At 52.2% G+C, this 26,155-nt stretch carries 24 protein-coding genes and 2 tRNA genes; 17 read left to right on the forward strand and 9 right to left on the reverse strand.

Going from position 1 to position 26,155, the window contains the following annotated elements; all coding sequences use genetic code 11:
• Window positions 1-789 precede the first annotated feature (789 nt).
• Both BN3003_RS15210 and BN3003_RS15215 read right to left on the reverse strand, forming a co-directional pair.
• Window positions 790-865 (reverse strand) — tRNA-Thr (locus BN3003_RS15210).
• 53 nt (window positions 866-918) lie between these two features.
• A tRNA-Thr gene (locus tag BN3003_RS15215) sits at window positions 919-994 on the reverse strand.
• Window positions 995-1,154: 160 nt separating this feature from the next.
• On the opposite strand from BN3003_RS15215, the gene BN3003_RS15220 reads away from it, so the two are divergent.
• The 6 genes from BN3003_RS15220 to BN3003_RS15245 all read left to right on the forward strand — a co-directional run bounded on the left by BN3003_RS15220 (window position 1,155) and on the right by BN3003_RS15245 (window position 7,914).
• Window positions 1,155-3,062: an aminotransferase class I/II-fold pyridoxal phosphate-dependent enzyme gene (locus BN3003_RS15220; RefSeq protein ID WP_058357480.1), complete on the forward strand. Its 1,908-nt coding sequence runs from the start codon at window positions 1,155-1,157 to the stop codon at window positions 3,060-3,062.
• A 103-nt stretch (window positions 3,063-3,165) separates the two neighbouring features.
• Window positions 3,166-3,921, forward strand: coding sequence for a hypothetical protein (locus BN3003_RS15225; protein ID WP_058357481.1), 756 nt, complete (start codon window positions 3,166-3,168; stop codon window positions 3,919-3,921).
• Between the two features lie 234 nt (window positions 3,922-4,155).
• Window positions 4,156-5,586, forward strand: a complete 1,431-nt coding sequence (locus tag BN3003_RS15230) for a gamma-aminobutyraldehyde dehydrogenase (protein WP_058357482.1) — start codon at window positions 4,156-4,158, stop codon at window positions 5,584-5,586.
• 104 nt (window positions 5,587-5,690) lie between these two features.
• Complete coding sequence (locus tag BN3003_RS15235; RefSeq protein WP_108721545.1) at window positions 5,691-6,179, forward strand: ester cyclase; 489 nt, start codon at window positions 5,691-5,693, stop codon at window positions 6,177-6,179.
• Between the two features lie 241 nt (window positions 6,180-6,420).
• Window positions 6,421-7,146 carry a FadR/GntR family transcriptional regulator gene (locus BN3003_RS15240; protein WP_058357483.1) on the forward strand — a complete coding sequence of 242 codons (726 nt, stop codon included), beginning with the start codon at window positions 6,421-6,423 and terminating at the stop codon, window positions 7,144-7,146.
• A 57-nt stretch (window positions 7,147-7,203) separates the two neighbouring features.
• Window positions 7,204-7,914 (forward strand): cache domain-containing protein, encoded by a 711-nt coding sequence (locus tag BN3003_RS15245; protein ID WP_058357484.1) that lies wholly within the window; start codon window positions 7,204-7,206, stop codon window positions 7,912-7,914.
• Between the two features lie 280 nt (window positions 7,915-8,194).
• On the opposite strand, the gene BN3003_RS15250 is transcribed toward BN3003_RS15245, so the two are convergent.
• From BN3003_RS15250 to BN3003_RS15260, 3 genes are all read right to left on the reverse strand, one after another.
• Entirely contained in the window at window positions 8,195-9,712 is a 1,518-nt protein-coding gene (locus BN3003_RS15250; RefSeq protein ID WP_082625693.1) for an APC family permease, read from the reverse strand.
• 564 nt (window positions 9,713-10,276) lie between these two features.
• The gene (locus tag BN3003_RS15255) at window positions 10,277-10,615 is read right to left on the reverse strand and encodes a carboxymuconolactone decarboxylase family protein (protein WP_058357485.1); all 339 of its coding nucleotides are present in this window, start codon (window positions 10,613-10,615) and stop codon (window positions 10,277-10,279) included.
• 30 nt (window positions 10,616-10,645) lie between these two features.
• The gene (locus BN3003_RS15260; RefSeq protein WP_058357486.1) at window positions 10,646-11,188 is read right to left on the reverse strand and encodes a rhodanese family protein; all 543 of its coding nucleotides are present in this window, start codon (window positions 11,186-11,188) and stop codon (window positions 10,646-10,648) included.
• 261 nt (window positions 11,189-11,449) lie between these two features.
• Here BN3003_RS15260 and BN3003_RS15265 point away from each other — a divergent pair, with 261 nt between their 5' ends.
• Both BN3003_RS15265 and BN3003_RS15270 read left to right on the forward strand, forming a co-directional pair.
• A complete protein-coding gene (locus BN3003_RS15265; protein ID WP_058357487.1) occupies window positions 11,450-12,451 on the forward strand; it encodes a hypothetical protein in 1,002 nt (333 codons plus the stop codon).
• Between the two features lie 139 nt (window positions 12,452-12,590).
• The gene (locus tag BN3003_RS15270) at window positions 12,591-12,920 is read left to right on the forward strand and encodes a hypothetical protein (protein ID WP_058357488.1); all 330 of its coding nucleotides are present in this window, start codon (window positions 12,591-12,593) and stop codon (window positions 12,918-12,920) included.
• A gap of 93 nt (window positions 12,921-13,013) precedes the next feature.
• Here the strand turns inward: BN3003_RS15270 and BN3003_RS15275 are convergent, their stop codons facing one another.
• The 4 genes from BN3003_RS15275 to thiL form a co-directional block, all read right to left on the reverse strand.
• Complete coding sequence (locus tag BN3003_RS15275) at window positions 13,014-14,180, reverse strand: MFS transporter (protein ID WP_147645453.1); 1,167 nt, start codon at window positions 14,178-14,180, stop codon at window positions 13,014-13,016.
• Window positions 14,181-14,303: 123 nt separating this feature from the next.
• Window positions 14,304-14,675 (reverse strand): Co2+/Mg2+ efflux protein ApaG, encoded by a 372-nt coding sequence (gene apaG / locus BN3003_RS15280; RefSeq protein WP_058357490.1) that lies wholly within the window; start codon window positions 14,673-14,675, stop codon window positions 14,304-14,306.
• On the reverse strand, window positions 14,676-15,146 hold the full coding sequence (locus BN3003_RS15285) for a phosphatidylglycerophosphatase A family protein (RefSeq protein ID WP_058358080.1): 471 nt from the start codon (window positions 15,144-15,146) through the stop codon (window positions 14,676-14,678).
• 19 nt (window positions 15,147-15,165) lie between these two features.
• A complete protein-coding gene (gene thiL / locus BN3003_RS15290; RefSeq protein ID WP_058357491.1) occupies window positions 15,166-16,119 on the reverse strand; it encodes a thiamine-phosphate kinase in 954 nt (317 codons plus the stop codon).
• Between the two features lie 191 nt (window positions 16,120-16,310).
• Between thiL and BN3003_RS15295 the strand changes: the two genes are divergently transcribed.
• From BN3003_RS15295 to BN3003_RS15335, 9 genes are all read left to right on the forward strand, one after another.
• Complete coding sequence (locus BN3003_RS15295) at window positions 16,311-17,171, forward strand: phosphoribosylaminoimidazolesuccinocarboxamide synthase (protein WP_058357492.1); 861 nt, start codon at window positions 16,311-16,313, stop codon at window positions 17,169-17,171.
• Between the two features lie 7 nt (window positions 17,172-17,178).
• Window positions 17,179-19,410, forward strand: coding sequence for an AsmA family protein (locus BN3003_RS15300; RefSeq protein WP_058357493.1), 2,232 nt, complete (start codon window positions 17,179-17,181; stop codon window positions 19,408-19,410).
• Window positions 19,365-20,642: an FAD-dependent 5-carboxymethylaminomethyl-2-thiouridine(34) oxidoreductase MnmC1 gene (gene mnmC / locus BN3003_RS15305; RefSeq protein WP_058357494.1), complete on the forward strand. Its 1,278-nt coding sequence runs from the start codon at window positions 19,365-19,367 to the stop codon at window positions 20,640-20,642. The genes BN3003_RS15300 and mnmC overlap by 46 nt, the downstream gene beginning before the upstream one ends.
• A 73-nt stretch (window positions 20,643-20,715) precedes the next feature.
• Window positions 20,716-22,299 (forward strand): phospholipase D-like domain-containing protein, encoded by a 1,584-nt coding sequence (locus BN3003_RS15310; RefSeq protein WP_082625743.1) that lies wholly within the window; start codon window positions 20,716-20,718, stop codon window positions 22,297-22,299.
• A gap of 33 nt (window positions 22,300-22,332) precedes the next feature.
• Window positions 22,333-23,073: an acetoacetyl-CoA reductase gene (phbB, locus tag BN3003_RS15315; protein ID WP_058357495.1), complete on the forward strand. Its 741-nt coding sequence runs from the start codon at window positions 22,333-22,335 to the stop codon at window positions 23,071-23,073.
• A gap of 134 nt (window positions 23,074-23,207) precedes the next feature.
• A complete protein-coding gene (miaA, locus tag BN3003_RS15320) occupies window positions 23,208-24,149 on the forward strand; it encodes a tRNA (adenosine(37)-N6)-dimethylallyltransferase MiaA (RefSeq protein WP_058358082.1) in 942 nt (313 codons plus the stop codon).
• The gene (locus BN3003_RS15325; protein ID WP_058357496.1) at window positions 24,149-24,664 is read left to right on the forward strand and encodes an RDD family protein; all 516 of its coding nucleotides are present in this window, start codon (window positions 24,149-24,151) and stop codon (window positions 24,662-24,664) included. Before miaA ends, BN3003_RS15325 begins: the two co-directional genes overlap by 1 nt.
• Window positions 24,665-24,733: 69 nt before the next feature.
• Window positions 24,734-25,597 (forward strand): KPN_02809 family neutral zinc metallopeptidase, encoded by an 864-nt coding sequence (gene ypfJ, locus BN3003_RS15330; RefSeq protein ID WP_058357497.1) that lies wholly within the window; start codon window positions 24,734-24,736, stop codon window positions 25,595-25,597.
• An 18-nt stretch (window positions 25,598-25,615) separates the two neighbouring features.
• Window positions 25,616-26,131: a toxin-antitoxin system YwqK family antitoxin gene (locus BN3003_RS15335; RefSeq protein WP_058357498.1), complete on the forward strand. Its 516-nt coding sequence runs from the start codon at window positions 25,616-25,618 to the stop codon at window positions 26,129-26,131.
• Window positions 26,132-26,155: the final 24 nt, after the last annotated feature.

The raw sequence follows: 26,155 nt of genomic DNA on the forward strand, positions 1-26,155 counted from the left end.
TGGTTTGGCGGTATCACGGTATTGATAAGGTGGGCGGTTGTTACACATAGCGGCATCACAATAGCGACTACACCCATGCGCAAGCGGCATGGGCCATATGGGTTGCAAGTCTGCAGCAGGCCAACACCGCCTGCACTGACGGGATTTGGCCGCCGCATCCCCCACAGACGCGGTGCCCAAACCCAGAAAAGACATGGTTAAGATGGGTTAATGTGATGCATTAACAGTGATTTATCATATAGAGCGCTGGCGCATTGCGCCTACACTAAGGTTTTTGGCTCTAGATATACTCAATTTCAGTGATAGGCAAATTAAAAAGTGGGCAAAGCCATGCTGGTATTGACTTTACAGGCCGCTTAATGCGGTCCAAAACGCTGAAAATGCGCGCTTAAACCACATAAACGGCATGCCTGTGTCGTAATGCCGCGACAAAAAGTGGTATTTCAGACGATTTTTTCTTGCAAGATGGCAACACTGGGGTAGAGAAAAGGCGGGCTAAAGTTGCCCTAGTGACGGTAAACGCAGGGTGTGATGCCTGCTAAGCGGCCTGTAAATACAAATGCTGCCAGTTGAACAGGCCAGTTGAATTGGAATGATGGGTTGAGCAGGCATACCCAATCAGCGGCCTGTCCATTCCATGCTTGCGCATAAAACAGTGCCCCACCGTATTGCACTTACTATAAGCGGCCTGTAAACACCTTAAGCCCTATCAAGCGCAGAACAGGCATCAGACACAGGGACAAAACGCAGATGAAAAAAGCCCCAATCTTGCGATTGGGGCTTTAAATTTGGTGCCGGCACCAAGAGTCGAACTCGGGACCTTCTGATTACAAGTCAGCTGCTCTACCAACTGAGCTATACCGGCTGGGTGTTGCTGTGCTACTGTTTTATACCCGTGAAGTAGCTGTGGGTTTCTGTTGGTGCCGGCACCAAGAGTCGAACTCGGGACCTTCTGATTACAAGTCAGCTGCTCTACCAACTGAGCTATACCGGCAACAGAGGAGCGCATTATGCCGATTCCCTGCCCACTTGGCAAGGCTTTTAAGTCATTTTCATAGAAATAAATGCCAATAGCGTGATTTTACAGAATATTTAATTATCGCCCACTTGCCAAAACTCAGGCACAATTATTCATCCCATTTCAGGAGCATCTCATGAGTGCTTTGTGCAGCGTCATTGTTTTGAGTAAAACCGGTCACAGCCACATCAACAATCAAATGCAATTGGCCGAACCGATGATGGTGGTGTTTGACAATTATGCGGTCGATGAATGGCAAGCCGCGCTGCTAGACCCGCGCTTACAAGTGTTAATCCTCGACGCCAGCAGCCTCACCTTAAGCCAATTACAACAATTACAGGCCGCTTCTTTACGCCCAGAATGGCGCAGCGAAATCTCCGTATTTGTGTGGGACAACAAAGGCAATAAAGCCGAACACTTTCCGCAATGGCCGGTGCTCAATTACAGCAAAAAAGCCACCGATGTGCTCACCGCCGAAGTGTGCGCCCATTTGCAGCGCAAAGCAGCGACACCGTTTTACTCGGCGCTGAAATCCTATGTCTCGAAACACGCCGACTCATGGCACACCCCCGGTCATTCCAATGGCGACTCTTTGCGCCAATCGGCTTGGGGCAGTGATTTTTACCATTTCGTCGGCCAATCCATGTGGCAAGCGGATTTGTCGGTATCGGTATTGGCCTTGGATTCCTTATTGCATCCTGAGGGCGTGATTCAAGAATCGCAAGACTTGGCGGCACAAGCATTCGGCGCCAAACACACTTATTTCGCCACCAATGGCTCATCTACTGCCAATAAGGTGATTTTGCAATCGCTGTTAATCCCAGGTGACACACTGCTGTTAGACCGCAATTGCCACAAATCGGTGCACCACGGTGTGATTTTATCCGGTGCCAAACCGGTGTATTTGGACAGCTCCATCAATACCGCCTTGGGCTTGTTCGCACCGGTGCCGCTCAAATCCATTTTGGCAGCGATTAACGCCCATCCGCATGCCAAAGCGATTATCCTCACCAGCTCCACTTACGATGGCCTGTGTTACGACTTAAAACCGATTATTGATGCGGCGCACGCCCACGGCATCAAAGTCATTATCGACGAGGCTTGGTATGGCTTTGCACGTTTCCACCCGCATTTCCGACCGACGGCATTGGAATGTGGCGCCGATTATGTGACCCAATCCACCCACAAAACCATGTCGGCGTTCTCGCAAGCGAGCATGGTGCATGTCAACGACCCGAGTTTCGACCCACATCTGCTGCGCGAAACCTTCAATATGCACGCATCGACCAGTCCGCAATACAGCATTTTGGCGAGCTTGGATGTGGCGCGCCAACAAATGGTGATGGAAGGCTATGGCTTGCTGTCGCGCGCCTTGCAATTGGTGGAAGTGCTGCACGAGCGCATCAACCAAACCGGCGTGTTCCGCGTGTTGACCTTGGAAGAAATGATGCCGGAAGAATTGAAAAAAGACGGCATCCGTTTAGACCCAAGCAAAATCACCATAGACACGCGTATGAGCGGCCTCACCGGCGACCAATTGCAAACGGTGTTGTACGAGCGTTTCCACATCCAAGTGGAAAAATCGACGTTTGCCACCGTCAGCGTGCTCGTCACCATAGGCACCACCGCAGAGAAAACCATGCGTCTGATCCACGCGCTCAATACCTTGGCACAGGAAGCGCCGAAAAAACGCAAAAAATTGGCCAAACCCGATTTGCAAGTGCCGCATTTCTCCAGCCTCGCCTGCTTGCCGCGTGACGCGTTTTACTGCGCTGGCGAACGCTTAAGCCTGCTCGATGGCAAAAAAGCCAATCAAGACCTCATTGGCCGCGTCTGTTGCGACCAAATCGTGCCTTATCCTCCGGGCATTCCGGTATTGGTGCCGGGGCAAATCATCAGTGCCGAGATTTTGCAGTATTTGTGTGACATCTTAAGCGGCCCCAATCCGATTGAAACCCACGGTTTGATCGGCCACGGCAAAACCGCGCACATCCGCGTGTTAAGCGCAGACGAGCAAAAACGCTTGCAACAAAAATCGCTGTAAACACTTGCTGCGTGCTTGAAGCGTCCTGTAAGCTTTACAGGACGCTTTTTTTGCGTCCGCTTTTTTTTGTTAACACCCCACATTCTTGCTACTGAGACAGCACATGAACGCTATCAGCCGTACCCCGTTTGACTTTCACGCCGCCTTGGGCAGCAACCAATACACCTTAGACCAAATCAATTGGCATCCGCATCACGCGGCTTTGTATACCGATGCCTTGCTCGATGCCGAACACAGCGCCAGCGACGGCGTGGTGCTCACTGCGGCCAGTTTCCACGACTGCCCGCACACTTACACCACCTCGCGCTTGCTGTTTCAAAAAAGCCACCACACCTACGGCAATGTGTTTCGCAGCGAATTGCTGCGCTTGTCGCTCAACGCCTCGCTGTGCACTTCCTTAGCCTTTGTGTGTTTACAGGCCGCTTTCACCGCACAGACCACGCAAGTTGAAATCATGCGCAAAGATTCGGGGGTGGAAAAATTGGTCTTCACTTGTACAGACAAGTCCATCATACCCGCCGTTTGGGCCTACCATTACCAGCCACTCGCGGCCCAACGTGAGGCGCTGCGCGCGCAGCACCTGTCTTTTGACCTGTTTTTAACCATGGCCGACGACAATGAGTTTGCCCATCCCGAACGCTGGTTTGCCGACCGCACCAAATGGCTGTGTACCGGTACGACGGCGCAATTGTTGGCGTTTGCGTCCTTATTGTTGAATTTTGCCCACCCACTCAACCCCAAACCAGAATGGGCATTGGAATCGAGTTTGGGCGTGGGTGGTGTCAGCACAGGCAGCGCGGAATTGGAATTGTTTTTGCCTGCCTCCATCGGTTATTTATTGGAAGACCACACTTATTGAGCATGGCTTGGTGTTGTGTAAGCGGCCTGTAAACCCTTTTGGCGGTGTTTACAGGCCGCTTTTTCATGCTGCACAACAGCTTTTGCGCACGCTGAACGCTGCTTTTGTTCAATCCATTCAATCCCATATGCCCACACTTCGGCGCACGCAACACAATAACGGTTGACTTGATAATAAAATAAAACATAATATTATTTATGTTATATGTTTAATACCAACAACAAAGGAGAAACCATGACCACAATTTACCAACATTTTATCAATGGTGAACACACCGCAGGCAGCAGCACTGAGTTTTTCGACTTAATCAGCCCAGTCACCGGTATGGTGTATGCGCGCTCGCCCAATGCCAATGAGGCCGATGTCAATGCTGCTTATGCTGCCGCCAAGGCCGCGTTTGCAGAATGGAAAAACTCAACCCCGTCCATGCGCCAAAAAGCCTTATTGGGCTTGGCCGATGCGGTAGAAACCCATGCACAGCGTTTAATCGACGCGCAAAGTCAAGAAACTGGCCAGTTAAAACACTTTATTGCCAGCGAGGAAATCACCGCCGCTGCCGACCAAATCCGCTTCCTAGCTGGCGCAGCGCGTTGCTTGGAAGGCAAATCCACCGGCGAATATTTAACCGGTTTGACCTCCAGCATCCGCCGCGAACCGATAGGCGTGGTCGGCCAAGTGGCGCCGTGGAATTACCCATTACTCATGGCGGTGTGGAAAATCGCCCCAGCCTTGGCCGCTGGCAATACCGTGGGGTTAAAACCGAGCGACACCACTCCGCACAGCACCTTGGTCTTGGCCGAATTGGCCGCGCCTTTCTTCCCTAAAGGCGCGATTAATGTGGTTTTGGGCAAGGCCGATGCCGGTTCTAAAGTCGTGTCCCACCCTACTGCCGCCTTGGTATCGATTACCGGCTCGGTGCGCGCCGGTTTGCAAGTGGCCGCTGCCGCCGCCACCCATTTGGCCAAAGCGCATTTGGAATTGGGCGGCAAATCGCCGGTGATTGTGTTCGCCGATGCCAATTTGGACAAAGCCGCCGAAACCATCGCCATTGGTGGTTTTTTCAATGCCGGCCAAGACTGTACTGCCGCGTCACGTGTGTTGGTCGAAGCCAGTGTGCACGATGAATTTGTCAAACGTTTGGTGGCACAAGCGCAAGCGCTGCGTTTTGGTGAACCCACCGATGCAGACGCTTTGTATGGCCCATTGAACAATGAGCGCCAAATGGCGCATGTGTCGGGCTTTATCAGCCGTTTGCCAGCGCATGCCAAGATAGAAACCGGCGGCAAAGCCGGCGAACGGGCGGGTTTTTACTTTGAACCCACCGTGATTACGGGTTTGCAACAAGACGACGAAGCCATCCAAACCGAAATCTTTGGCCCTGTCATCACCGTGCAAAAATTTGCTAGCGACGACGAAGCCTTGGCCAAAGCCAATGGTGTCGATTATGGCTTGGCGTCCAGCGTGTGGACGCGCAGCAACAGCCGTGTGCAACGCTTTAGCAAAGACATGGATTACGGTTGCGTGTGGATCAATACCCACATTCCGTTAACGGCTGAAATGCCACATGGCGGCTTTAAAATGTCGGGCTATGGCAAAGACTTGTCCATGTATGGCTTGGAAGAATACACGCGCATCAAACATGTGATGAATGCGCACGACGATTAAGTTGCCACTCTCATAGATATGGATATGCGGCCTGTCAACACCGTAACAGGATTTACAGGCCGCTTTGAGCCCTCCAACACACTCACTTTAGGTAAGGATGAAACATGAATGCATTGAAACTGACCCAAAGCGGTTTTCTGGCTTTGGCCTTGGCCAGCAGCAGCAGCATGGTGTTTGCCAAAGACACGCCGCAGCAAGTGATACAAGACTATATGGCGGCGTGGAATGAACACAATCCCGACAAAGCGGCCACGTATTTGGCCGATGATGCGGTGTTTTACGACGTCACCGTTGGCACGCCACAGCAAGGCAAAATCGCCGCGCGCGACAATGTGATGCGGGTGTTCATCGGCGCGGTGCCAGATTTGAAATGGGAAATGACCAGCAAGCCCATTATTGGCAAAGACGGCAATATTGCGTTTCAATGGAAATTTACTGGTCGCAATACTGGCGCTTGGGGCGCAGACACGCCGGCCACTGGCAAGAGCTTGAGCTTTGAAGGCGTGAGCTTTATCCGCATGCACGGCGACAAAATCGTCTACCAAGGCGATTATTACGATGCCTTGAATTTCAACAAGCAATTGGGTTGGTAAGGCGGTATTGCGGTGTGGGTGTTCGCAAGCGACTCCACCGCCGCAAGCGGCCTGTAAACATGCCCTCAATCAAAACATGCTGGCGCTCAGTCACAACGAATATTGTTCAATCCAAATCGAATTGGGAAGGCGGGGTTAATTGCTTTATAATCATTCACACCCAAACGCCTGTCAGCCTGTTGCTGCGCGGTATTGGGCCCCATCATTTCCACATTAAGCATTGTTGAAGGCCACCGACTCCATGATCACCCACTCCGTTATTTTCGCCCCTTTGGGTCAAGCGACCCGCTCTGAACAAGTGGTGGACAGGCTTAGCAATGCCATTGTGACGGGTTTATTGGAAGCGAATGAACAATTGCCGAATGAAGCGGAGTTGGCCAAATTGATGGGCGTGTCGCACATCACCATACGCGAAGCCTTAAACACCCTCAGAAACAAAAACCTCATTCACACCGTGCGCGGTCGCAATGGCGGCAGTTTTGTGTGTGAAGTGCCCAAAGACAAATTGCGCGCCGAGCACCCGCTGCGCGACATCAGCAGTGCGTTTTTGGCCGACTTGGGCGAAATGCACGCCGCCATCCTCAGCCACAGCACCAAGCTCGCCAGCGAGCGCTCTACCCGCAGCGATTTGGACAAGCTGGCCGAATTCATCGAGGTGTTTGCCCAGGCGCAAACGCCAGAAACGCGCGCGCAAGCCGACATGCGCTGCTTGCTCACCATCGCCGCCAATGCGCAATCGGCGCGTTTGGCCAATATGGAATTGGCCATCCAAGCCGAATGGGCATCGTTGGTGGCGATGATCTACACCCACGCTTTGCATGCTCAAGTCTTGCAACACTACCGCGATTTACAGGCCGCTTTTAACGCTCACGACAGCGTTTTGGCCGCCGACATTGCCAATCGCATGTTGCAAACCTTGACCGATGCGCTGATTGCCTCTAAATTTTCCTACGACCAAAATCAATAAGACCCGCCACACGGGTCACCGCAACCAACCTTGCCCTCCAATTAGGTAATGATTTGTATGCAAACGAACGAGAAAACCGAGAAACTGCTGCAGCAAATGCATGACATCATGGATTCCATCGCTGCGGCCACGCGCCAATTGGCGGCGGAGTTGTCACAAGTGTGCAGCGACCATCTGCACACAGACAGCGAAGACAGCTTGCTGTTGACGCCGCAAATTCGCAGCGTGTTTCAAAGCCACATTCAAACCATCTTGAAGCAAAACCCGTATTGCACCGGCGCCGGTTTTGCCAGCCACATCCACATGAAAAGCAAAGACCACGATTATTGGATGCTGGAATGGTGGCTCAAAGACAATAATGACATCAAACAAGCCCTGTTTGAGCTCGACCAAGGCACGCAACAGCGGCTGGATTTTCGCACGTTTGAATGGTTTCACAAGACCCACCAACACGACGCTACCTACATCCACGGCCCGTATGTCGACTATATTTGCAATACCGATTACACCATTACCTCGGCGCATGCGGTCAGCGTCAACGGCCAATTCGTCGGTGTGGCCGTCATTGACATTTTGGTGGCCAAACTGGAGCAATTCATTGCGCCGTATTTGGGCGCAGATGCGCCCAAAGTCTTGCTCACCAACCAAGAAAACCGCGTCATCATCTCCAACGTGCCGCAAATTCGCATTGGCTCGATTTACCATGATGGCCAGCAACGCAGCGCCGTGGCCACCATCGCCGAGCATTTCAAGCTCTACGAACTGTAAAGCCTGACAAGCGGCACGCAATGCTGTTAGGGCTTAGTATCAGCAAGATAAGGCGCGAAGTGATGGCGGTATGGGCGGTATAGAATGAGATGTGAAGCCTTACATAACAGCCTGATTATGACCACATCTGACATGACTAAGACTTATTTAAGCGGCCTGTAAACGTTTTACAGGCCGCTTCTGTCTGTGCCAGTGGTGCTTGTCGTTAATTGATTAAAAAAGGCTTAATCTCACGATTAAGCCTTTTAATACAATACCAGTTTCAATATCCAGCGACGATTTACTGGCTATTGCGCTGCGCCCGCATTGCAGCAGCATGGGCGATGGCATCATTTTCTGGCGCATTGGATTTGCCATAAGGCTTGGCCAATAACATGTACAACAAACCACTGCCGATCACCACGGCCAAACCAATTAACACTATCCATTGGTCAAAGAAAGACTCGCTGTCCGCTGGCTGCGCCAACAAGTAGATGGCGGTAATGCCATACGCCAAAGCCAAGGCATTGATGAGCAAACCCCATTTGCCCACCGTCCATTCGCCTGCTGGTTTCCAACCTTTTAAGCGTTGACGCAAGGCGGCAAACACCACCATTTGGAAGGAAATATAGATGCCGATGACGGCAAACGCGGTGATGCGCGCCAAATTGTCAGGCTGGAAATACACCCACACGCAGATGAGCAAAGGCAATAAGCAGCTCACCACCATCGCGTGATCGGGCACACCGTTTTTCGATAATTTAGACATCCACGTGCTTTGTGGCAGCATTTCATCGCGGGCAAACGAGAATATCAAGCGGCTCAATGCGGCCTGTAACGACAAGATGCACGTCACCATGGCAATGATGGCGATGAGCACAAAGATTTTACCGCCCATAGGTCCCAAGGCATCGTTCAAAATCGCCGGAATCGGGTCGGCCACTTCGCCTGACACGATCGCCGCCAAATTCGGCGAAGCCAATAAATAGCCCAATATCGACACCAAGGCCGATACCGCGCCAAACACAATGCTCAAAATCATTGCCACCGGAATTTGTCGGCTTGGGTTTTTCACCTCTTCGGCCACATTACCGCAGGCTTCAAAGCCGAAAAACATAAACAGACCGATTAAAGAGGCAGTTATGAAAGCGGTGATGTAAGAACCATTGCTGGCGACCACGCCCATGCTGTCAAAAATCACCGAAAAAGGCTGGGCACGGTGGAAAATCAACAGGTAAATGCCCAAGGCGATGACGCTGACGATTTCACACCAAAAGCCAACACGCGCCACGCGTGCCAAGTTTTTGGTGCCCGACATGTTCACCACCAAACACAGGATTAACAAGATGACCGAGGTAATCAAACCATTGATGGCATTGGCCTCATAGCCCAATAAAGACGCCACAAACGTGGCCGAATACTCCGCCACCGAAGTCACGGTCACCACCAGTGCCCACAAATACACCCACGCCGCCATCCATGCGTATTTGCGTCCCCACAAACGACGTGCCCACGGATACAGGCCGCCGGTAATCGGGTATTGCGATGCGGTTTCACCAAACACCACCGCCACCAACAATTGGCCACAAGCGGCAATGACAATCCACCAAAATGCTGGTGGGCCGGCCAAGGTAATGGCCAAGGCAAACAAGGAATACACCGCGGTTAACGGTGACAAATAGGTAAAGCCCAATGAAAAATTGGAAATCAAACCGATGGAGCGCTCAAATTGCGTCGCCTTGCCATCGACCACGTGCGCCAAATGCTTGGCCTCCTCTGCTGCGTGGTGCAACTCTTCTTTGACAGAATGTTCCTTCATAATCAACTCCTGCTGCTTTTTGTGTGTGATAGAGAGATGAAGCGGGCCATTTAGGCGACGCGCCGGTAGGCACAAGCGCCGCGTGGGTCAAAAATCATGTTTTCTCCTTAGTAGTCATCGTTATTTCTTATCTGAATGTAAGAATGTGTAATTTATAAATCATATTACATTATATGTATATTATTTTTTCTCTGTGCAGTGATGAATTCCGAGCAAACCATTGAAATCATGAAGTATTATTTAGACGCAACAGAAATGCCGCGATATGAGTATCAAGAATGTGGGCTGTTTCAGCCCTGAGATGTGTTGATTACCAAAGCGAATGCCAGTGCCAATTCAACGTAAACAGTGAGAAAGACGAAGTCACACAGATAGCTGCCCTGCCATAGCAATGACAACACTGTCCGCATTGCACTCAAGGCTGTGTTCTCTACCGCTAAACTCAAGCTCTTAATAAGAACAAGCAGTGATTTTAATAAGTTCATATGTTTTGCAAACACGCAAAAGCGGCCTGTAAACCTCAAGATTTGAGTTTACAGGCCGCTTTTAATACCGACAAATCAACTAGGCTGCAGTAAATTCTTTGTAAGCTGCGATGGCGTTGGCCGCGTACATCAGAGATGGACCACCACCCATGTACACCGCTACCGACATCAATTCGTGCAATTCTTCTGCCGTCATGCCCATTTTTACCAAGGCTTTGACGTGAAAGCCGATGCAACCGTCACAGCGGTTGGCCACACCAATGGCCAAGGCAATCAACTCTTTGGTTTTTTCATCAATGGCGCCGCCCTTCATGGCGCTGGAAGACAACTGGCCAAAGCCTTTCATCACTTCAGGCTCACCCGCACGCAAGTCCATCAGGTTTTTGGAAATGTTTTGTGTTAACTCGATGTAACTCATGTTCAGTCCTTTTACTTGTTTATTTACCATTTACAAACTACAAGAAGTGCCACTGTGGCCGCTGTTTTTGTTCCACGGCATCTTCATCAACAACACCGCCATGCCACAAAAACCGGTGATGCCGGCAAACATCAAGCCGGCGCCGACAAAACCTGCCAATAAGAAAAAGCCACTGTGGACGAAATAGCCCAACACCACGCCCAGCACAATTAAGGCGCCGGCAACGATTTGCACTTGGCGCATCAATGGCAAGGGTTCAGACGTGTCTTTTACTACCGCACCACCGCTTTTTTTCCAAGCATTGAGGCCGCCTGTCAGCAATAAGGCTTGTTCTGCACCGGTGCTGGCTGCCAATTGCTCGGCGCTGCTTTGGGTGCGCATGCCTGACAAGCAGGTGAATATCACTTGCTGATTGCGCAAATCGTGTTGCGCCAATTCAGCCACGCTGATGTTTTCCGAACCGGTAATGTGTTCACGACGGTATTCGTCGGCGGAACGGATGTCGATGATGCGATAGCCTTGCGCCAACATCTGTTTCACTTCGGTGGCGCTGAGCATGCGGGGTGCGCTCATGGGGAGTCCTTTCTGTCATCGCCACCCAAAGAAAGATAGTGGAGATGGTGTTATTTAATTTAGATGTTTGTATATTAGATATATCTAAATTATAAGTCAAATTTGTTTACCTATCTTCAAACTTCTGCGCGGGTTTTTATCACTCATAGCGGCCTGTAAGCCTGATCAATCAGTGTTCAGTGTCTGCTTTCGCCATCAACACCATGGCAACAATCCCCATGCTGGGCTACACTGTGTTGTCATTGTTTACCGAGACCAGCCATGGGCACTGTTCATCTGTGTGAATTGCCACCGCAAATCCCCACCCGCGCGGTCTTGCATCCGAATACAGCGCGCAACCACCATTATATTGCCCAAACCGAGCAGCGTTTGTACGCGTTCAATCCTGAGGTCAACGCCAACAATCAAAACGTCTACCGCCACGCCAAGGCGGCGCAATGGGTGCACGGCAGCCGCGGTCAAAGCGTCAACATCGACCACAATTTGTCGGCGCAAGACTTGTATACCTTGGCCGAACTCAGAGATGGGCAGCAATACAATCTGGAGCCGTGGTGTGTGCGCTATGAAGGCCGCTATGAAGTCGATGCCGAGGCCTTGCGCAGCTTGTCTGTGGGCACGCAAGTGTTGCCTGAGACGGTGGTGCGGGTGTTGAAACTGAAATGGCTGAGCCTGCTGCGCAATCCTTACAATGCGCAACACTTTATGCTGCGCCATTTGAGTGCGGCATGGCAGCACGGCTTGGCGCAGTTTGCGCAAGAATTGCAACCGCACCTGCACGAGCGCGATGACCGAGCGCGCTTTCGCTTGGCCAAGCAATTCGGCTTTACCGATAGCGCCTATGTATCGTGGTTAAGCTTTTTGTATGCCTTGCTCAGCGATGCCGTTGCCCAGCCGTCATGGCTGGAGCGCCTCACCGATTTGCTCATCCGCCACCCTGCTGTGCGCATCGAATTGTTCCAAGACCGTGAGCACGCTTACCACACCGTGTTTGCCGATACCGGTTTTGCCTTACAGGCCGCTGCTACAGGTCTGAGCATCGGTTTTGGCACAGACAGCCACCATTGGTTAATATGCCACATCCCTGAGGCGCATTGGCAAAACTTGGCGCAGTGTTTGTGTGAGCCCGCGCCTGCGGTGGGCGAGCAAAGCCTGCACGTGTTCGCGGCCGATGCCAGCCAAGCGCAGTTATTCAATGAGTTGATGTACAAAAATGCCGAACAATATGTGTATGCGCAAGTGGAAGCTGGCGCACGCATCACTTAAAGCGGCCTGTAAACATCTGGCTAGAATTTACAGGCCGCACAGTCGATGAATTGTGGACTGTGTGAAGCATGAACCTCATGCCCTACACCTATTGCTTATGAACCTGTCTAGTCATTTAAATGCCTATGGAGGGAAGCGCGTGGATTTTGAGGCCGCATTGACACTGTTGCTGCAAGACTTTGCCCAAGCAAGCAGTCAGCAAAAAACCATTGCATTGCAAGTCTTAGCCGACTTTTTGCCACTGTCGTCGCCACAGCAACCGCCATGTTCGCAAGCCGTTTTACATGCCTTGCTCGATGCGGCCATCAGCTGTTTTGTGACAGAGCAAGATAACGATATACAAGAAGCGCTGGCGACGCTGATACGCAATGCCTCGGTTTATGTGGGCGTACTGCCGCGCCAAGACGCCAGACTGTGTGCATGGCTGCAAGCGCAGCAAGATGATGTGTGGCATGGCTATTTCAGTTAGACCCCACACGCAAACATAACAAGCGGCCTGTAAACTCCAAAATGGGTTTACAGGCCGCTTCTTATGTACAACGATGCATGATGTGCGTTGGCTTTAACCCAAACGCCCAGTCGGCACCACTTGATGCGCTTGTTGCCAGCGCGTGCACAGTAAAAACGCCACGCTCAAGCCGACCAAGCCGTACAGCAAACCATTGCTGCCCAAGGCATGCATCAAGCCATTGCTGATGAGGGGGCCGGTCAAACTGCCCACGCCCCAGACGATGCCGATGGCGGCATTGGCCGCGACCAAGTCTTGGCCTTCAAAATGGCCGCCGACGCGGATTAAACCCAGTGTGTACAGACCGCCGGCGCTGGCGCCCAATAACAGCAACAACGGCCACAACAGCATCCCGCCCATCACCCACGGCAATAACAGCAAAAACACGATGAAAAAACGGGCGCAATAGCTGTGCACACGTTTGGCGCCGAAGCGGTCGGCCAACCAGCCCAACGGCATTTGAAACAGTGCATCACCGATGAACAACACGCTCACCGCCAATACTGCCGCCTGTTCGCTCAAACCGTATTGCAAGCCATACAAAGGCAATAAGGCCAACATGGCGGTGTCGAAAAATGCGAAGGTGAAGATTGCCAGTATCACTGCTGGCGCAAACCGGATGACGGCCAATGGTGTCATGCTGTGTTGGGTATTGTCTTCTCCCAAAGCCATTTCACACTTGCTTGGCAGCAACAAGGCAAAACCGAGCACGTTGCAGGCAAAGGCAATCCACAACGGCCACACCGCATTGGAACCGAACCACGCCAAGATGCTGGGGCCGGCCACTTGGCAGATGGTGTACATGGTGGCATACGCAGCGACGCAGCGGCCGCGCCACCTCGGCGCTGAAATCACATTCACCCATGTCTCACCCAACACCACCAACAAACCACAGCCCACGCCCATCATGAAACGCCATGCCATCAGCCACAGCAAATCATCGGTGAACGCAATCGCCAAAATGCTGAGTGCACTCAGACCCGAAGCAAACAACAACAGCCATTTGTTGGCGATGCGTTTGGACAAACGGTGAGCGCACACAGACGCCAGCAACATGCCTATGGCCGGCATGGCGGCGGCGATGCCCAACCAATCGCTGGCGACACCGCGCTGACTCAATAACAAACTGACTAAGGGGATGGTTAAACCGGTACTCAAACCTACGATGGACACGCTGGCAAATAAGGCCACCATGTCCAAGCTGAGCCAAGACTTCTTCACAAAACACCAACAAACATATCTGATAAGAGGCCGATATTATCCCATAGCGGCACTCTATTTACAATTTAATGTTTTAAAAGAAATATTTACAGGCCGCATCAAACATACGACCAGACAAGACGCTTATTGCAAGGTGACATCGGCTTTTAAACTGAATTGTGGGATGGCAACAGTAAATCGTTCACCTGTAATCGTTTCAAATTCATAATGCCCAACCATCTCGCCCCAAGGCGTGTGCAAACGCGCACTGCTGGTGTAATCAAATTCATCGTTGGGTGCCAGCGTCGGCGTTTCACCGACCACGCCCTCGCCTTTGACCTCTTCAACGCGACCCAAGGCATCGGTGATGCGCCAATAGCGTTTTTTCAAGGTCACGGTTTGGTCGCCGCGGTTTTCGATGGTGATGTGATAGGCAAACACATACTCATCGCGCAACATGTCGCTGTATTCGGGTAAAAAACGCGGCTCTACCGCCACCACTATTGCTCTGACCATTTACGCCACCACCATCCAAACCACGCCCATCACCAATAACACAAACAGCGCTGCGATAATGTCGTCGAGCATGATGCCAAAACCGCCGTGCACACGCTGGTCAAACCAGCGTATCGGCCACGGTTTAATCGCATCAAACAAACGAAACAACACAAACGCCAACACCCACCACCAAAAGCCGTCGGGCGTCCACGCCAATACCAATAACATCGCGACGATTTCATCCCAGACGATGCCACCGTAGTCTTGTATGCCCAAGGCTTGCTCGGTGTAATCGCACACATACACGCCAAACGCAAACAACAAGATGGCAATCACCGTGATGCCCCAAGAGCCAAAGCCGCAGGCCAGCAACAAGCCCGCCAACGGCAGTGCTGGCAGCGTGCCAAACGTACCGGGAGCGACCGGCGCCAAACCCGTACCAAAACCGAAACCCAAGAAACACAGCGGTCGTTGCAGCAACCAAGCCATGCTCGGGCGTGTGTGAGTATTATTCAAAATGATCAAATCCTTTGTGTGTGAGCACCACTTCTTCGCCGCTGGCATCTATCAGTTTCAGGCCGGTGTCCGCCGTTATCTTGCCAACCAAAGTCACCGCAGTTTGGCTATCGGCCGCCAGCGCCATGATGGCCTCGCGCGCGGTTGCTGGCGCGGTGAACACCAATTCGTAATCGTCACCGCCGGCGCACACCCACTGTTGCCACTGCTCATACTGTTTCAATTCTGGCAAAGTTGGTAAGGCATCGACATTCACCACCGCACCGACTTGCGATGCCGTCAAAATGTGTTGCAAATCTTGGGCAAAGCCATCGGACACGTCTTGCGCCGCGTGTGCCAAAGTCAATAAGCCTTGTCCCAAAGCCACCCGCGCTTGCGGGCGCAAACGCGCGGCTTCACACATTGTAAAGACATCGTCGTCCAAATGCACTTCATTCCAGTGGTCATACAAGGCGGCGCAGGCCAAACCCAAACGGCCGCTGACCCACACATCGTCGCCCACTTCTGCAGCCGCGCGGCGCAAACCCAAGCCTTGCGGCGTTTGTCCCATGATGGTCACATTGAATGCCCAATCGCCACGGGTGGTGTCGCCGCCGACCAATTGCAAACCATGCGCATCGGCCAAGGCGAACAAACTGTCGCAAAATGCCCGCACCCATGCCTCATCCAATTGCGGCAAGGCCACACTCAAAGTCGCCCATTTCGGGGTCGCGCCCATCGCCGCCATGTCCGACAAATTCACCGCCAACACCTTGTGCGCCAAGTCAGCAGGTTTAACATCGGTGAAAAAATGGCGGCCACCCAATAACATGTCACTGCTGATGTGGATGTCCAAACCCGCTTGCGGGCGGATGATGGCGGCATCATCGCCTATGCCCAACACCACTTGCTCATCCTTGTCTTGTCTGGCGACTAGGTATTGTTTTATAAAATCAAATTCTTTCATGCATGATCCAAACTGTGTTGCTTAATGGGGGCTCTGCCATCGTTACAGGCCGCTTGCGTTCGCGCAAACAGGCGCGTTTTTAATGTGAGCTTAAGTAAACATTGTACTGCATTGCAACGTAAACACTGCAAAAAGCGCTATAATCGCGCTTTCTTTTGTTCCACACCCAGCTTGGTAAAGAGACCACCACCATGAGCGACATAGATTTACAAAAAATTTATTCAGGTAAAGTTCGCGATTTGTACGCCATAGACGACAAACGCATGTTAATGGTTGCCACCGACCGTTTATCTGCATTTGATGTGATTTTGGATGAGCCGATTCCAACCAAAGGCGAAATTTTGACGCAAATTTCCAATTTTTGGTTCGACTACTTAAAAGACGTGATGCCCAACCATTTCATCGGCCAAACCGTATACGATGTTTTGCCCGAAGCCCAAGCGCGCGAGTATGAAAAACGCGCCGTGGTGGTGAAAAAACTGACCCCGATCAAAATCGAAGCCATTGTGCGCGGTTATTTGGCTGGCAGCGGTTGGAAAGACTACCAAAACACCGGCAAATTGTGTGGCATAGACTTGCCAGAGGGTTTGCAACAAGCACAGCAATTGCCTGAAGTGGTATTTACCCCTTCTACCAAAGCCGCTGTGGGCGAACACGACGAAAACATTTCGTTTGCTGAGGCTGCTGCAATCATCGGCGAAGACTTGGCGCGCCAAGTGCAAACCAAAGCGATAGAATTGTACAAAAAAGCCGCTGCCTACGCCGAAAGCCGTGGCATCATCATTTGCGACACCAAATTTGAATTTGGTACCGATGAAAACGGTACTTTGATTTTGATGGATGAAGTATTGACCCCTGACTCAAGCCGCTTCTGGCCTGCAGACCAATACGAAGTGGGCACCAACCCACCTTCATTCGACAAACAATTTGTGCGCGACTGGTTAGAAGCTTCTGGCTGGAACAAGCAAGCACCTGCACCGAAAGTCCCTGCAGACGTGATTGCCAAAACCGTGGCCAAATACGAAGAAGCTTTGCACTTGCTCACCAAGTAATGTTGCAATGATCAAGAAGTTACGTTCGGGGAAGTTTTGGCTCAAACTGGTGTTTGGCGGTTTTGTGACATGGTTATTGTTGATGTCGGCCGGCTACGCCATTTCGGTATGGGGATTGAGCGATGCACGCATCCAATCCGCCTTACAGCAAGCCATGCCTACAGGCCGCAACATCCACATCGGTGAAATTTCCAACCGCGGTTGGCTGCCTTACCCGAGCGTGACTTTACACAATGTCAATATCTCTTACCCCAATCGCACCACGCCGCAATTCAAACTGAAAGAATTGCAAATTGGCTTAAGCTGGAACAGCTTGTTTGGCCATGCCAAAGTCAAAAAACTGCGTTTGGTGCAACCCGAATTCAACATCGCCCGTTTGCATGACAACACTTGGAATATGGACGATTTTTACCAAAACCCGCGTGCCACCGCTGGCATAGACGATTTGGAAATCATCGACGGGGTCTTGCAAGTGCAAGAAACCCATCACAGCTACGAATTGAACAGCGTCAACGCTTCTATTGAGAATTGGCAAAGTGCCAAAAGCACGCTGCATCTGGCGTTTGACTGGAATTCAGCCTTACTTGGCAAACAACAAGTCAATTTAGAAGCACCGTTGCAAAAGACCGCGCTAGGCTTTAGCAGCAAAGACGTGCGCATCCAAATCGACAATGTCTTGCCCGAAGTCGGCGCAGTAACCTGGTATGCCAACGCGCAAATGGCGCACCAATGGTTGCCACACCGCAGCGATTTCAGCAACATCAACATCAATGGCAGCGACGAGGCCAACGGTTTTAAAGCCAATTTCAGCATTCCCAAAGCCAGTTGGCAAAAAATTTGGAAACTGAGCCAAGCCAGTGGCGTGGCGCAGTGGACAGACAGCAACCAGCGCACCAATACCGCCACCCTCAAACTCAGCCCGACCGAAATCAGCAGCCAACACTTCAAGAGCGAAGACAGCAGCATTGATTTTCTGTCCAAATCGGCGAAAGAAACGCTGTCGGTCAAGGCCAATGGCCGGTTTGAAGTGCAAAGCAGCGGCCAATTCATGTTCAACAATTGGCAAATCAGCAGCCGCCAAACCGACATGAATCTGCAAACCGATGCCTTATTCCGCAGCGAAGGTGTGATCAATGCGTTTGGCAACATCCACAAGCAATGGCACGCCACTTGGGATGGCAAGTTTGACGACGACATGCTCAAAATCGAGCTCAATGCCAACGACAACAAGCAATTGGACATGGATGTGGTGGCGCAACATTTGGATTTGGAGCGCTACCAAAACTGGTTAAACCCGCCACTTGCCAACAATAGCACTGCCAGCGAAACGGCGATTTCGGCCCGTCCTGATTCCGCACCAGTGGATGCCAGTGACAGCAATGCCGACCGCAACAACGCACCACAGGCCGAATGGTGGGTGTGGTGGAGCAAGCTGCCGAGCGATTGGCATTTGAACGGTTCCATCGATGTGGCGAGTTTGATTACCAAGCAAATGCAATTGGCGCAAGTGCACACCGACATAGACTTGAGCCGCGACAGCTTCAAAGCGTTTAACATCACCGCCGAAGCCTATGGTGGGCAGTTACAGGCCGCTGTAGAAATCCCACGCGCCGCCGAAGCCGCCAACACCATGCAATTGCAATTGCAAAACATGCAAGTGCAGCCGTGGCTGCAACACTGGCAAGAATACAACCGTTTAAGTGGCACCGGCAGTTTGGTGTTGAAAGCCACTGCCATCGGCAATCGCTGGGAAGACGTGCAAGACAGCCTCAATGGTGACTTCAGTTTTGAGCTCAAAGACGGCCATTTCCAAGGCATTGCACTGGAAAGCCTGCTCGAAAAAACCGGCAATAACAACATGCAATTGAAACTCGAAGACGGTGCCGAAACCGATTTCGATGTGTTCAAAAGCCACAGCAGCATCAAAAACGGCGTGTTCCAAACCGACATCGTCGATTTGAGCATGCCCATGGGTTTGCAATTGAGTGGCGAAGGCCGCTACCACTTGCCCAATAACAAAATGGATTACCATTTGAAGTTTGGCCAAAGCCTGATTGAAAAAGCGGCCTTGCCGCTGCGCATCTCTGGCCCGTTACAACAACCGATGTTTGCGCTGGATTACCAAACCCTGACCAAGGGCTTGACCAATTCTACCGACAAATCCAATGCCGTGCGCGAAGCCTTGAAACGCCAATGGCAGCTGTGGCAAATGCCGGAATTGCCTACTGGCAAACCATGAGTGCGGCCGCGTCCAAACCGTGGTTGGCCATGCCTAATAAGCGGCCTGTAAACCATGTCATCGTGATAGGTGGCGGCATTGCCGGCGCGTTTACCGCCCATGTGTTTGCCCAACATGGCATTGCCGTCACACTGCTAGAACAAGACACCATCGCCAGCGGCGCTTCGGGCAACCACCAAGGCTTGCTCTACGCCAAAATCTCCGCCGCCGACACCCCACAAAACCAATTGCTGCAACTGGCTTATCCGTTTGTGTTGCAACACTTACAGGCCGAGTTTGCCAAGGCCGAGTTTTGGCACAGTTGCGGTTTGCTACAGCAAGCGTTTAGCCCACAAGAAGCGCAGCGCCAACACAAACTATTGCAGCGAGCCAGCGCCGATTTTGACGCATGGCAAGGCCAGAATCCCGATTTACAGCGCTTATTGCCTGATGCCACTGGTGTGTGGTGGCCACAAGGCGCGTGGGTGAGCCCACCGCTGTGGATACAAGCGCTGCTGCAACATCCGCTCATTCATGTGCATGAACACAGCCCTGTTACTGCTTTACAGGCCGCTCAAGCAGACATTTGGCATGTACACACTGCTCATGGCGAAGTGCACTCGGCCTCACATGTCATTGTTTGCAATGGCGCTGCGGCCGACACCTTTGCCCAAACCCAACACCTGCAATTGCGCCGCATCCGTGGCCAAGTCGCGTATGCCGCCAGCGATGCGTGCAGCTCAGCATTAAGCGCCGCCATCAGCGCCGCCCATTACCTCACCCCTGCCTTTGCTGGCAAACACACGTTTGGTGCCAGTTTTGTGTTCGGTGACGATAACACCGCGTTTCGCATATCTGAACACCAACACAATCTGCACGGTTTGGCCGAGATTTTGCCCGACATTGCCGCAGGTTTTGCCACACAAGCGCCGCAAGGGCGCGCGTCTGTGCGCGCCGACAGCATAGACCATTTGCCCGTGGTCGGGCCGGTGGGCCAAGCCGAGGCGATGCGCCAGTTGTATGCCAAACTGGCTTTGGATAAGAATTACCGCTTACAGGCCGCTTGTCCGTATTGGGAAGGTTTGTGGCTAAACTGTGCGCATGGCACCCGCGGTATGCTAACCGCACCACTTTCTGCGTACCATCTGGCGAAACAAATCCTAGAGCAAAAATCCGTTTTGCCTCAAACACTTCAGCACTGTTTGCACCCTAATCGCTTGTTAATCCGCCAATTAATTTACGCAAATGCTTAGCATAATGCTATGACATTTGGGGTCTGGCATGTATGATGAAGTCAGCCCAATCAATTGTCAGGATGTTTTGAGCATGACTTTGCCGCAGTCAGACAACCCCAAGCCAGCAACAGATTCTTGCCGCCCCGACGGCTTTCTGTCTGAACGCATCAGCGACAAAGCCGAGCATGTGTTTGCACGCTCATCCAGCGCCCAACTCACCACCGACAACCACATCACTTGCTTGCTCGACAGCCGCGAAAATTTTCCCGCTTGGCTCACCGCCTTACAACACGCCGAACACTCCATCTGCATCGAAATGTACATCTTCGCCACCGACGCCTTTGGCCAGCAAGTGCGCGAGGTATTGCTTGAGCGTTTGGCACACGGTGTACAGGTATTTGTGATTTACGATTGGGTGGGCAGCATAGGCGCACACTGCAAACGCTTTTTCCAGCCTTTAATCAAAGCAGGCGCCAAGGTTCACGCTTACAATAAATTGGGACTGACCACAGGCTTGTCGCTGTTGGGGCGCAACCACCGCAAGTCGTTCACCATAGACCAGAAAGTGGCGTTTGTCAGCGGCTTGTGCATCTCCTCGCAATGGGATGGCAATGCCAAACAAGGCATTTCGCCGTGGCGCGATACCGGCTTGATGTTGCAAGGCCCCATCGTCCAAGACGTGTTAAACGCATTCTTAGACACATGGGTTTCCATGGGTTTGACCCAGCCAGACATCTTGTTACAGGCCGCCCCTACTGACGACCAAACCCAAGTCGATGACTATGCCGCAGACATCGCTGCGCACAACGATGCCGAAATGGGCAAACCGAAAAGCTTCGCCAATGCCCGCTTGGTCGCCACCACCGCGTCCAATGCCAATATGATGCGCTTGGATTTGCTGGCTGTGAGCATGGCGCGCAAAACGCTGTGGATTACCGATGCCTATTTCATGCCCACACGCATGTATGTGCAAGGCTTGATCAATGCCGCCAAAGACGGCGTGGACGTGCGCATTTTGGTGCCCAGTACCTCAGACATACGCTGGATAGGCGCGGTATCGCGCACCCAATACCGCACCTTGCTTGAAGCCGGTGTGCGCGTGTTTGAATGGAATGGCTCGATGATACACGCCAAGATGTCGGTGGTAGACGGCGTGTGGGCACGCGTCGGCTCTACCAATTTGAATTTCTCCAGCTGGTTCGCCAACCGCGAATTGGACGTGGCCATAGAAGATGGCCCTACTGTCGCTTACTTAGAACAATGCTATTTACACGATTTGGCCAACAGCACCGAAGTGGTGTTGGATGAAAAATCCCAAGCGCGCTTGGTGGCCGAACGTGAGCGCAACCATTATAAACAAACCTTGAAATCGGGCTTAAACCGCACCCAACGCCAAAAAGCGCTGCAAAAAATGGCGCAAATCAGTGGTGCTTTGGACTCGATGTTACATGGTTCGCGTGTGATTGATACCAATGAAGCTTGGGCTTATTTAAGCATAGGCTTGGCTTTGTTGGTGTTTGCTGTGCTGCTGTATTTTTTGCCGCAATTGTTGCTGTGGCCGGTGCTGTTTTTGTTGGTTGTGGGCGGTGGTGCTGCCACGGTTCATGCTTGCAAACGGTTATACCAATTGCGTCAAACCTCGTTGTCCAACAGTAATAACCCTTCCAAGCAGTAATTACAACAAGCCAAATATTGAGGAGAGCGGATTATGTCAAAAAAAATCGCATTGGTAACCGGTGGTTTGGGTGGTATCGGGCAGGAAATTTGTGCCCAATTGGGGAAAGCAGGCTATGTGGTGGTGAGTACGTTTATGCGTGCTGGTCGCGATGAAGCTTGGACCAAGCACATGAAAGATTTGGGCATAGAAGCCAAAGCCTATCAGTGTGATGTCTCGAATTTTGAAGATGCACAAGCCTTGGTGGCCAACATCAAAAAAGATTTCGGCACCCATGTCAGCGTGTTGGTGAACAATGCCGGCATCACCAAAGACGGCACTTTGAAAAAAATGACGGTTGAACAATGGCAAGACGTGATCAACACCAATTTGAATTCGGTGTTCAACATGTCCAAAGCAGTGGTAGACGATATGGTGGCGGCGGGACACGGTCGCGTCATCAACATCTCGTCGATTAACGGTCAAAAAGGCCAATTCGGTCAAACCAATTACTCGGCTGCCAAAGCCGGTATGCACGGTTTCACCATGGCGTTGGCACAAGAAGTGGCCAAAAAAGGCGTGACGGTGAACACCATTTCTCCAGGTTACATCGCCACCGAAATGGTGATGGCCGTGCCTGAAGACATCCGCAACCAAATCATTGCGCAAATTCCGGTCAATCGCTTGGGCAAACCGGAAGAAATCGGCGGTTTGGTCACGTATTTGGCCAGCGATGGCGCGGGTTTCATCACCGGTTCTAACATTGCCATCAATGGCGGCCAACACATGAAGTAAGCGGCCTGTAAACATCGAAAAGCGGCTTACAGGCCGCTTTTTTGCATCTTGTTGATGGCAAGCAAGCATCTGCGTTGGGTTTCTGGCCGCAAGCCGCTATAATGCTGGCTTTATTTCCCAGTGTGGCCTTACGCATGTCCCATCCTCGCGCCTTCGCTTTATTAGGCCCTACAGCCTCGGGTAAAACCCGTTTGGCTTTGAATTTGGCCACGGTCTTGCCAATCGAAATCATCTCTTTGGATTCGGCCTTGGTCTACCGCGACATGGACATCGGCACGGCCAAACCCACGGTGGCCGAGCTCGCCAGCGTGCCCCACCATTTGATCGACATCATCAGCCCGATGGACGCGTATTCTGCCGCCGATTTTGTCAGCGACACGCTGCGTTTGGTGAACGACATCCATGCGCGCGGGCGTTTGCCCATCATTGTGGGTGGCACCATGATGTATTACCAAGCCTTAAACCAAGGCTTGAACGCCTTGCCCAGCGCCGATGCCAGCGTGCGTGCACAATTGGCCGCTGACAAAGCCAGCATCGGTTTAAGCGGCCTGTACCAACGCTTGCAAGAGATAGACCCCATTACCGCCGCCCGCCTCAGCGCCAACGACAGCCAACGCATCGAACGCGCCTTGGAAATCCATGCCTTAACCGGTCAGGCGATGAGCACCTTATTGCAACAGCAAAACCAAGCCAACCCCATCGCCTTGGAAACCGTGACCCTCATCCCGCAACAGCGCGCACAATTGCACCACACCATCGCCGAGCGCTACGACCAGATGTTACAGGCCGGTTTTGTCGCTGAGGTCGAACACTTGCAGCAAACCTATCCCGATTTACACGCCGATTTGCCGTCCATGCGCTGCGTCGGTTACCGCCAAGTGTGGGACTATTTGGCTGGCTTGACCGATGCCGATGAAATGCGCGAATTGGGCATCATCGCCACGCGCCAATTGGCCAAGCGCCAATTGACTTGGCTGCGCAAAATCGCCGCCGCACACACGTTTGACCCTTATGCCAGCGCCGATTTATTGCCGCAAGTGCTGCCTTTAATCCACCAACATTTTGAGTCTTGCTGATGAGTACCGCCACCGAGCCTGCCTTGTTAAAACGTTTTTGTGCCTTGGTGTACGAAGGGCTGATTTTCTTGGCCGTCACCATCGTCGCCATCATTGTCGCCCTGCCACTTTCTTATGCCTTAAAATCCATGCCAGCGCTGCAACAACTGTGCCTGAGCCTGTGGTTTGTGGCGGCATGGTGGCTGTATGCCAAGCTCAATTGGAAAAAAGGCCAAACGCTGGCGATGAAGGTGTGGCACATGCAATTGGCGAACGAGCACGGCCACACACCGCCGTTGCCACAATTGCGCATGCGTTTTCTGTGGGCGGTGTTGTTTTTGGTATTGGTGCCAGCGCTGTCGTATTTGGTCTTAAGCCATGTGTCGCCATTGCCGCCCAAACCGCGTTTTTACCTCAGTTTGGTATGGTGGTTGCTTCCTTGGGGCTTTGCATGCTTTCATCCATCCAAGCAATTCTTGTATGATGTGTTGGCAGGCACACGCATTACCCTCAAACCCGCTCAAAGCAAGACTTAAAACAAGGCGGATGCACAATAACGGCGACTTAGGTACAATTTCGCCCACACATCAAAGAAGGACACCATCATGCGTTGGCAAGGACGTAAGCAAAGCGACAATATCGAAGACCGACGTGGCTCAGGCAGTGGCGGCGGTGGATTCCCCGGCGGCCGTGGTGGCATGGGCTTGGGTGGTTTAATCATCGTCCTCATCGGCTATTTTGTCTTTGGTGTGGACTTGTCTGGCTCGGTCGGCGGCAATAGCGCTCCGGCGGAACAAATGGCCACGCAATCGTCTGGCCAAGTCAAACAAACGGGTGAAGAGGCGCAATTGCGCGAACTCAGCGGCGTGGTCTTGGCCTCTACCGAAGAATCTTGGGCTTCCTATTTCCAAAAACACGGCGCGACTTACCGCGAGCCGAAAATGGTGTTGTACCGCGGCGCGACTTCGACTGCATGTGGCACTGGCCAATCGGCAATGGGACCGTTTTACTGCCCTGCCGACGAAAAAGTGTATTTGGACTTGTCTTTTTATGACGACATGAAAAACCAATTGGGCGCCGAAGGCGATTTTGCCTTTGCCTATGTCATCGCCCACGAAGTTGGTCACCACGTACAAAACCTGCTTGGCATCAATCAAAAAGTCACCCAAGCACAGCGCAGCAGCAGCAAAAAACAAGCGAATCAATTGTCGGTGGCCTTGGAATTACAGGCCGATTGTTTCGCTGGCGTGTGGGGTCAATACGTACAAAAACAAGGCTTGTTGGAAATGGGCGACGTCGAGAAAGCGATGAATGCCGCGGCTGCTGTCGGCGACGACCGCTTGCAACAGCAAGCGACCGGCCGCATCGTGCCCGACAGTTTCACCCACGGCTCTTCCCAACAACGCATGCAGTGGTTCAATCGCGGCTTCCAATCTGGCGATCCTGAACAATGCAATACATTTGGTTAAGCGGCCTGAAAGCACAATATGAAAATCACACACACTTATCCCCTCGCCCTCGCCGCCTGTTTGGCCTTAAGCGCTTGTAATTCAGGCGTGGGCATTGGTTTTGGCTTGGGCAATGCCGGCGGCGGCGTCAATTTTGGCACCGGCATCAGCTTTCCTTTGGGCGGCTGGAACACGCGCAACGACCCCGCCAAAAGTGGCATCAATCTGATTGATGTGCAAGTGGTCAGCTATTTTGGCAGCGCCGCGCAAGGCTTTAAAGCCAGCGACAATCCGATAGACGGCGGTTTTTACCGCCGCTTATTGAGCAAACAAGGCAAGCTGTGGTTGGTACAAGACTTTTACAACGACTCCGATCGCAAATACAATGAACCGATGTTGCTCAGCGTCGACGAGGCTTACCGCTTTGACGCACTGCCTGCGAGCGGCACGTTTTACACCTACCATGAAAATGGCCAAATCGCCAGCAAACGCACTTATGAAAACGCGCGCTTGCTGCACAGCGAGCGTTGGGACAATAGCGGCCGTGCCTTATAAGCCGCATCTGTCCGCATAACGCCT

Origin of the sequence: Vitreoscilla massiliensis (assembly GCF_001457815.1) — a bacterium.
In the GTDB taxonomy this organism is placed as follows: Bacteria; Pseudomonadota; Gammaproteobacteria; order Burkholderiales; family Neisseriaceae; genus Vitreoscilla; species Vitreoscilla massiliensis.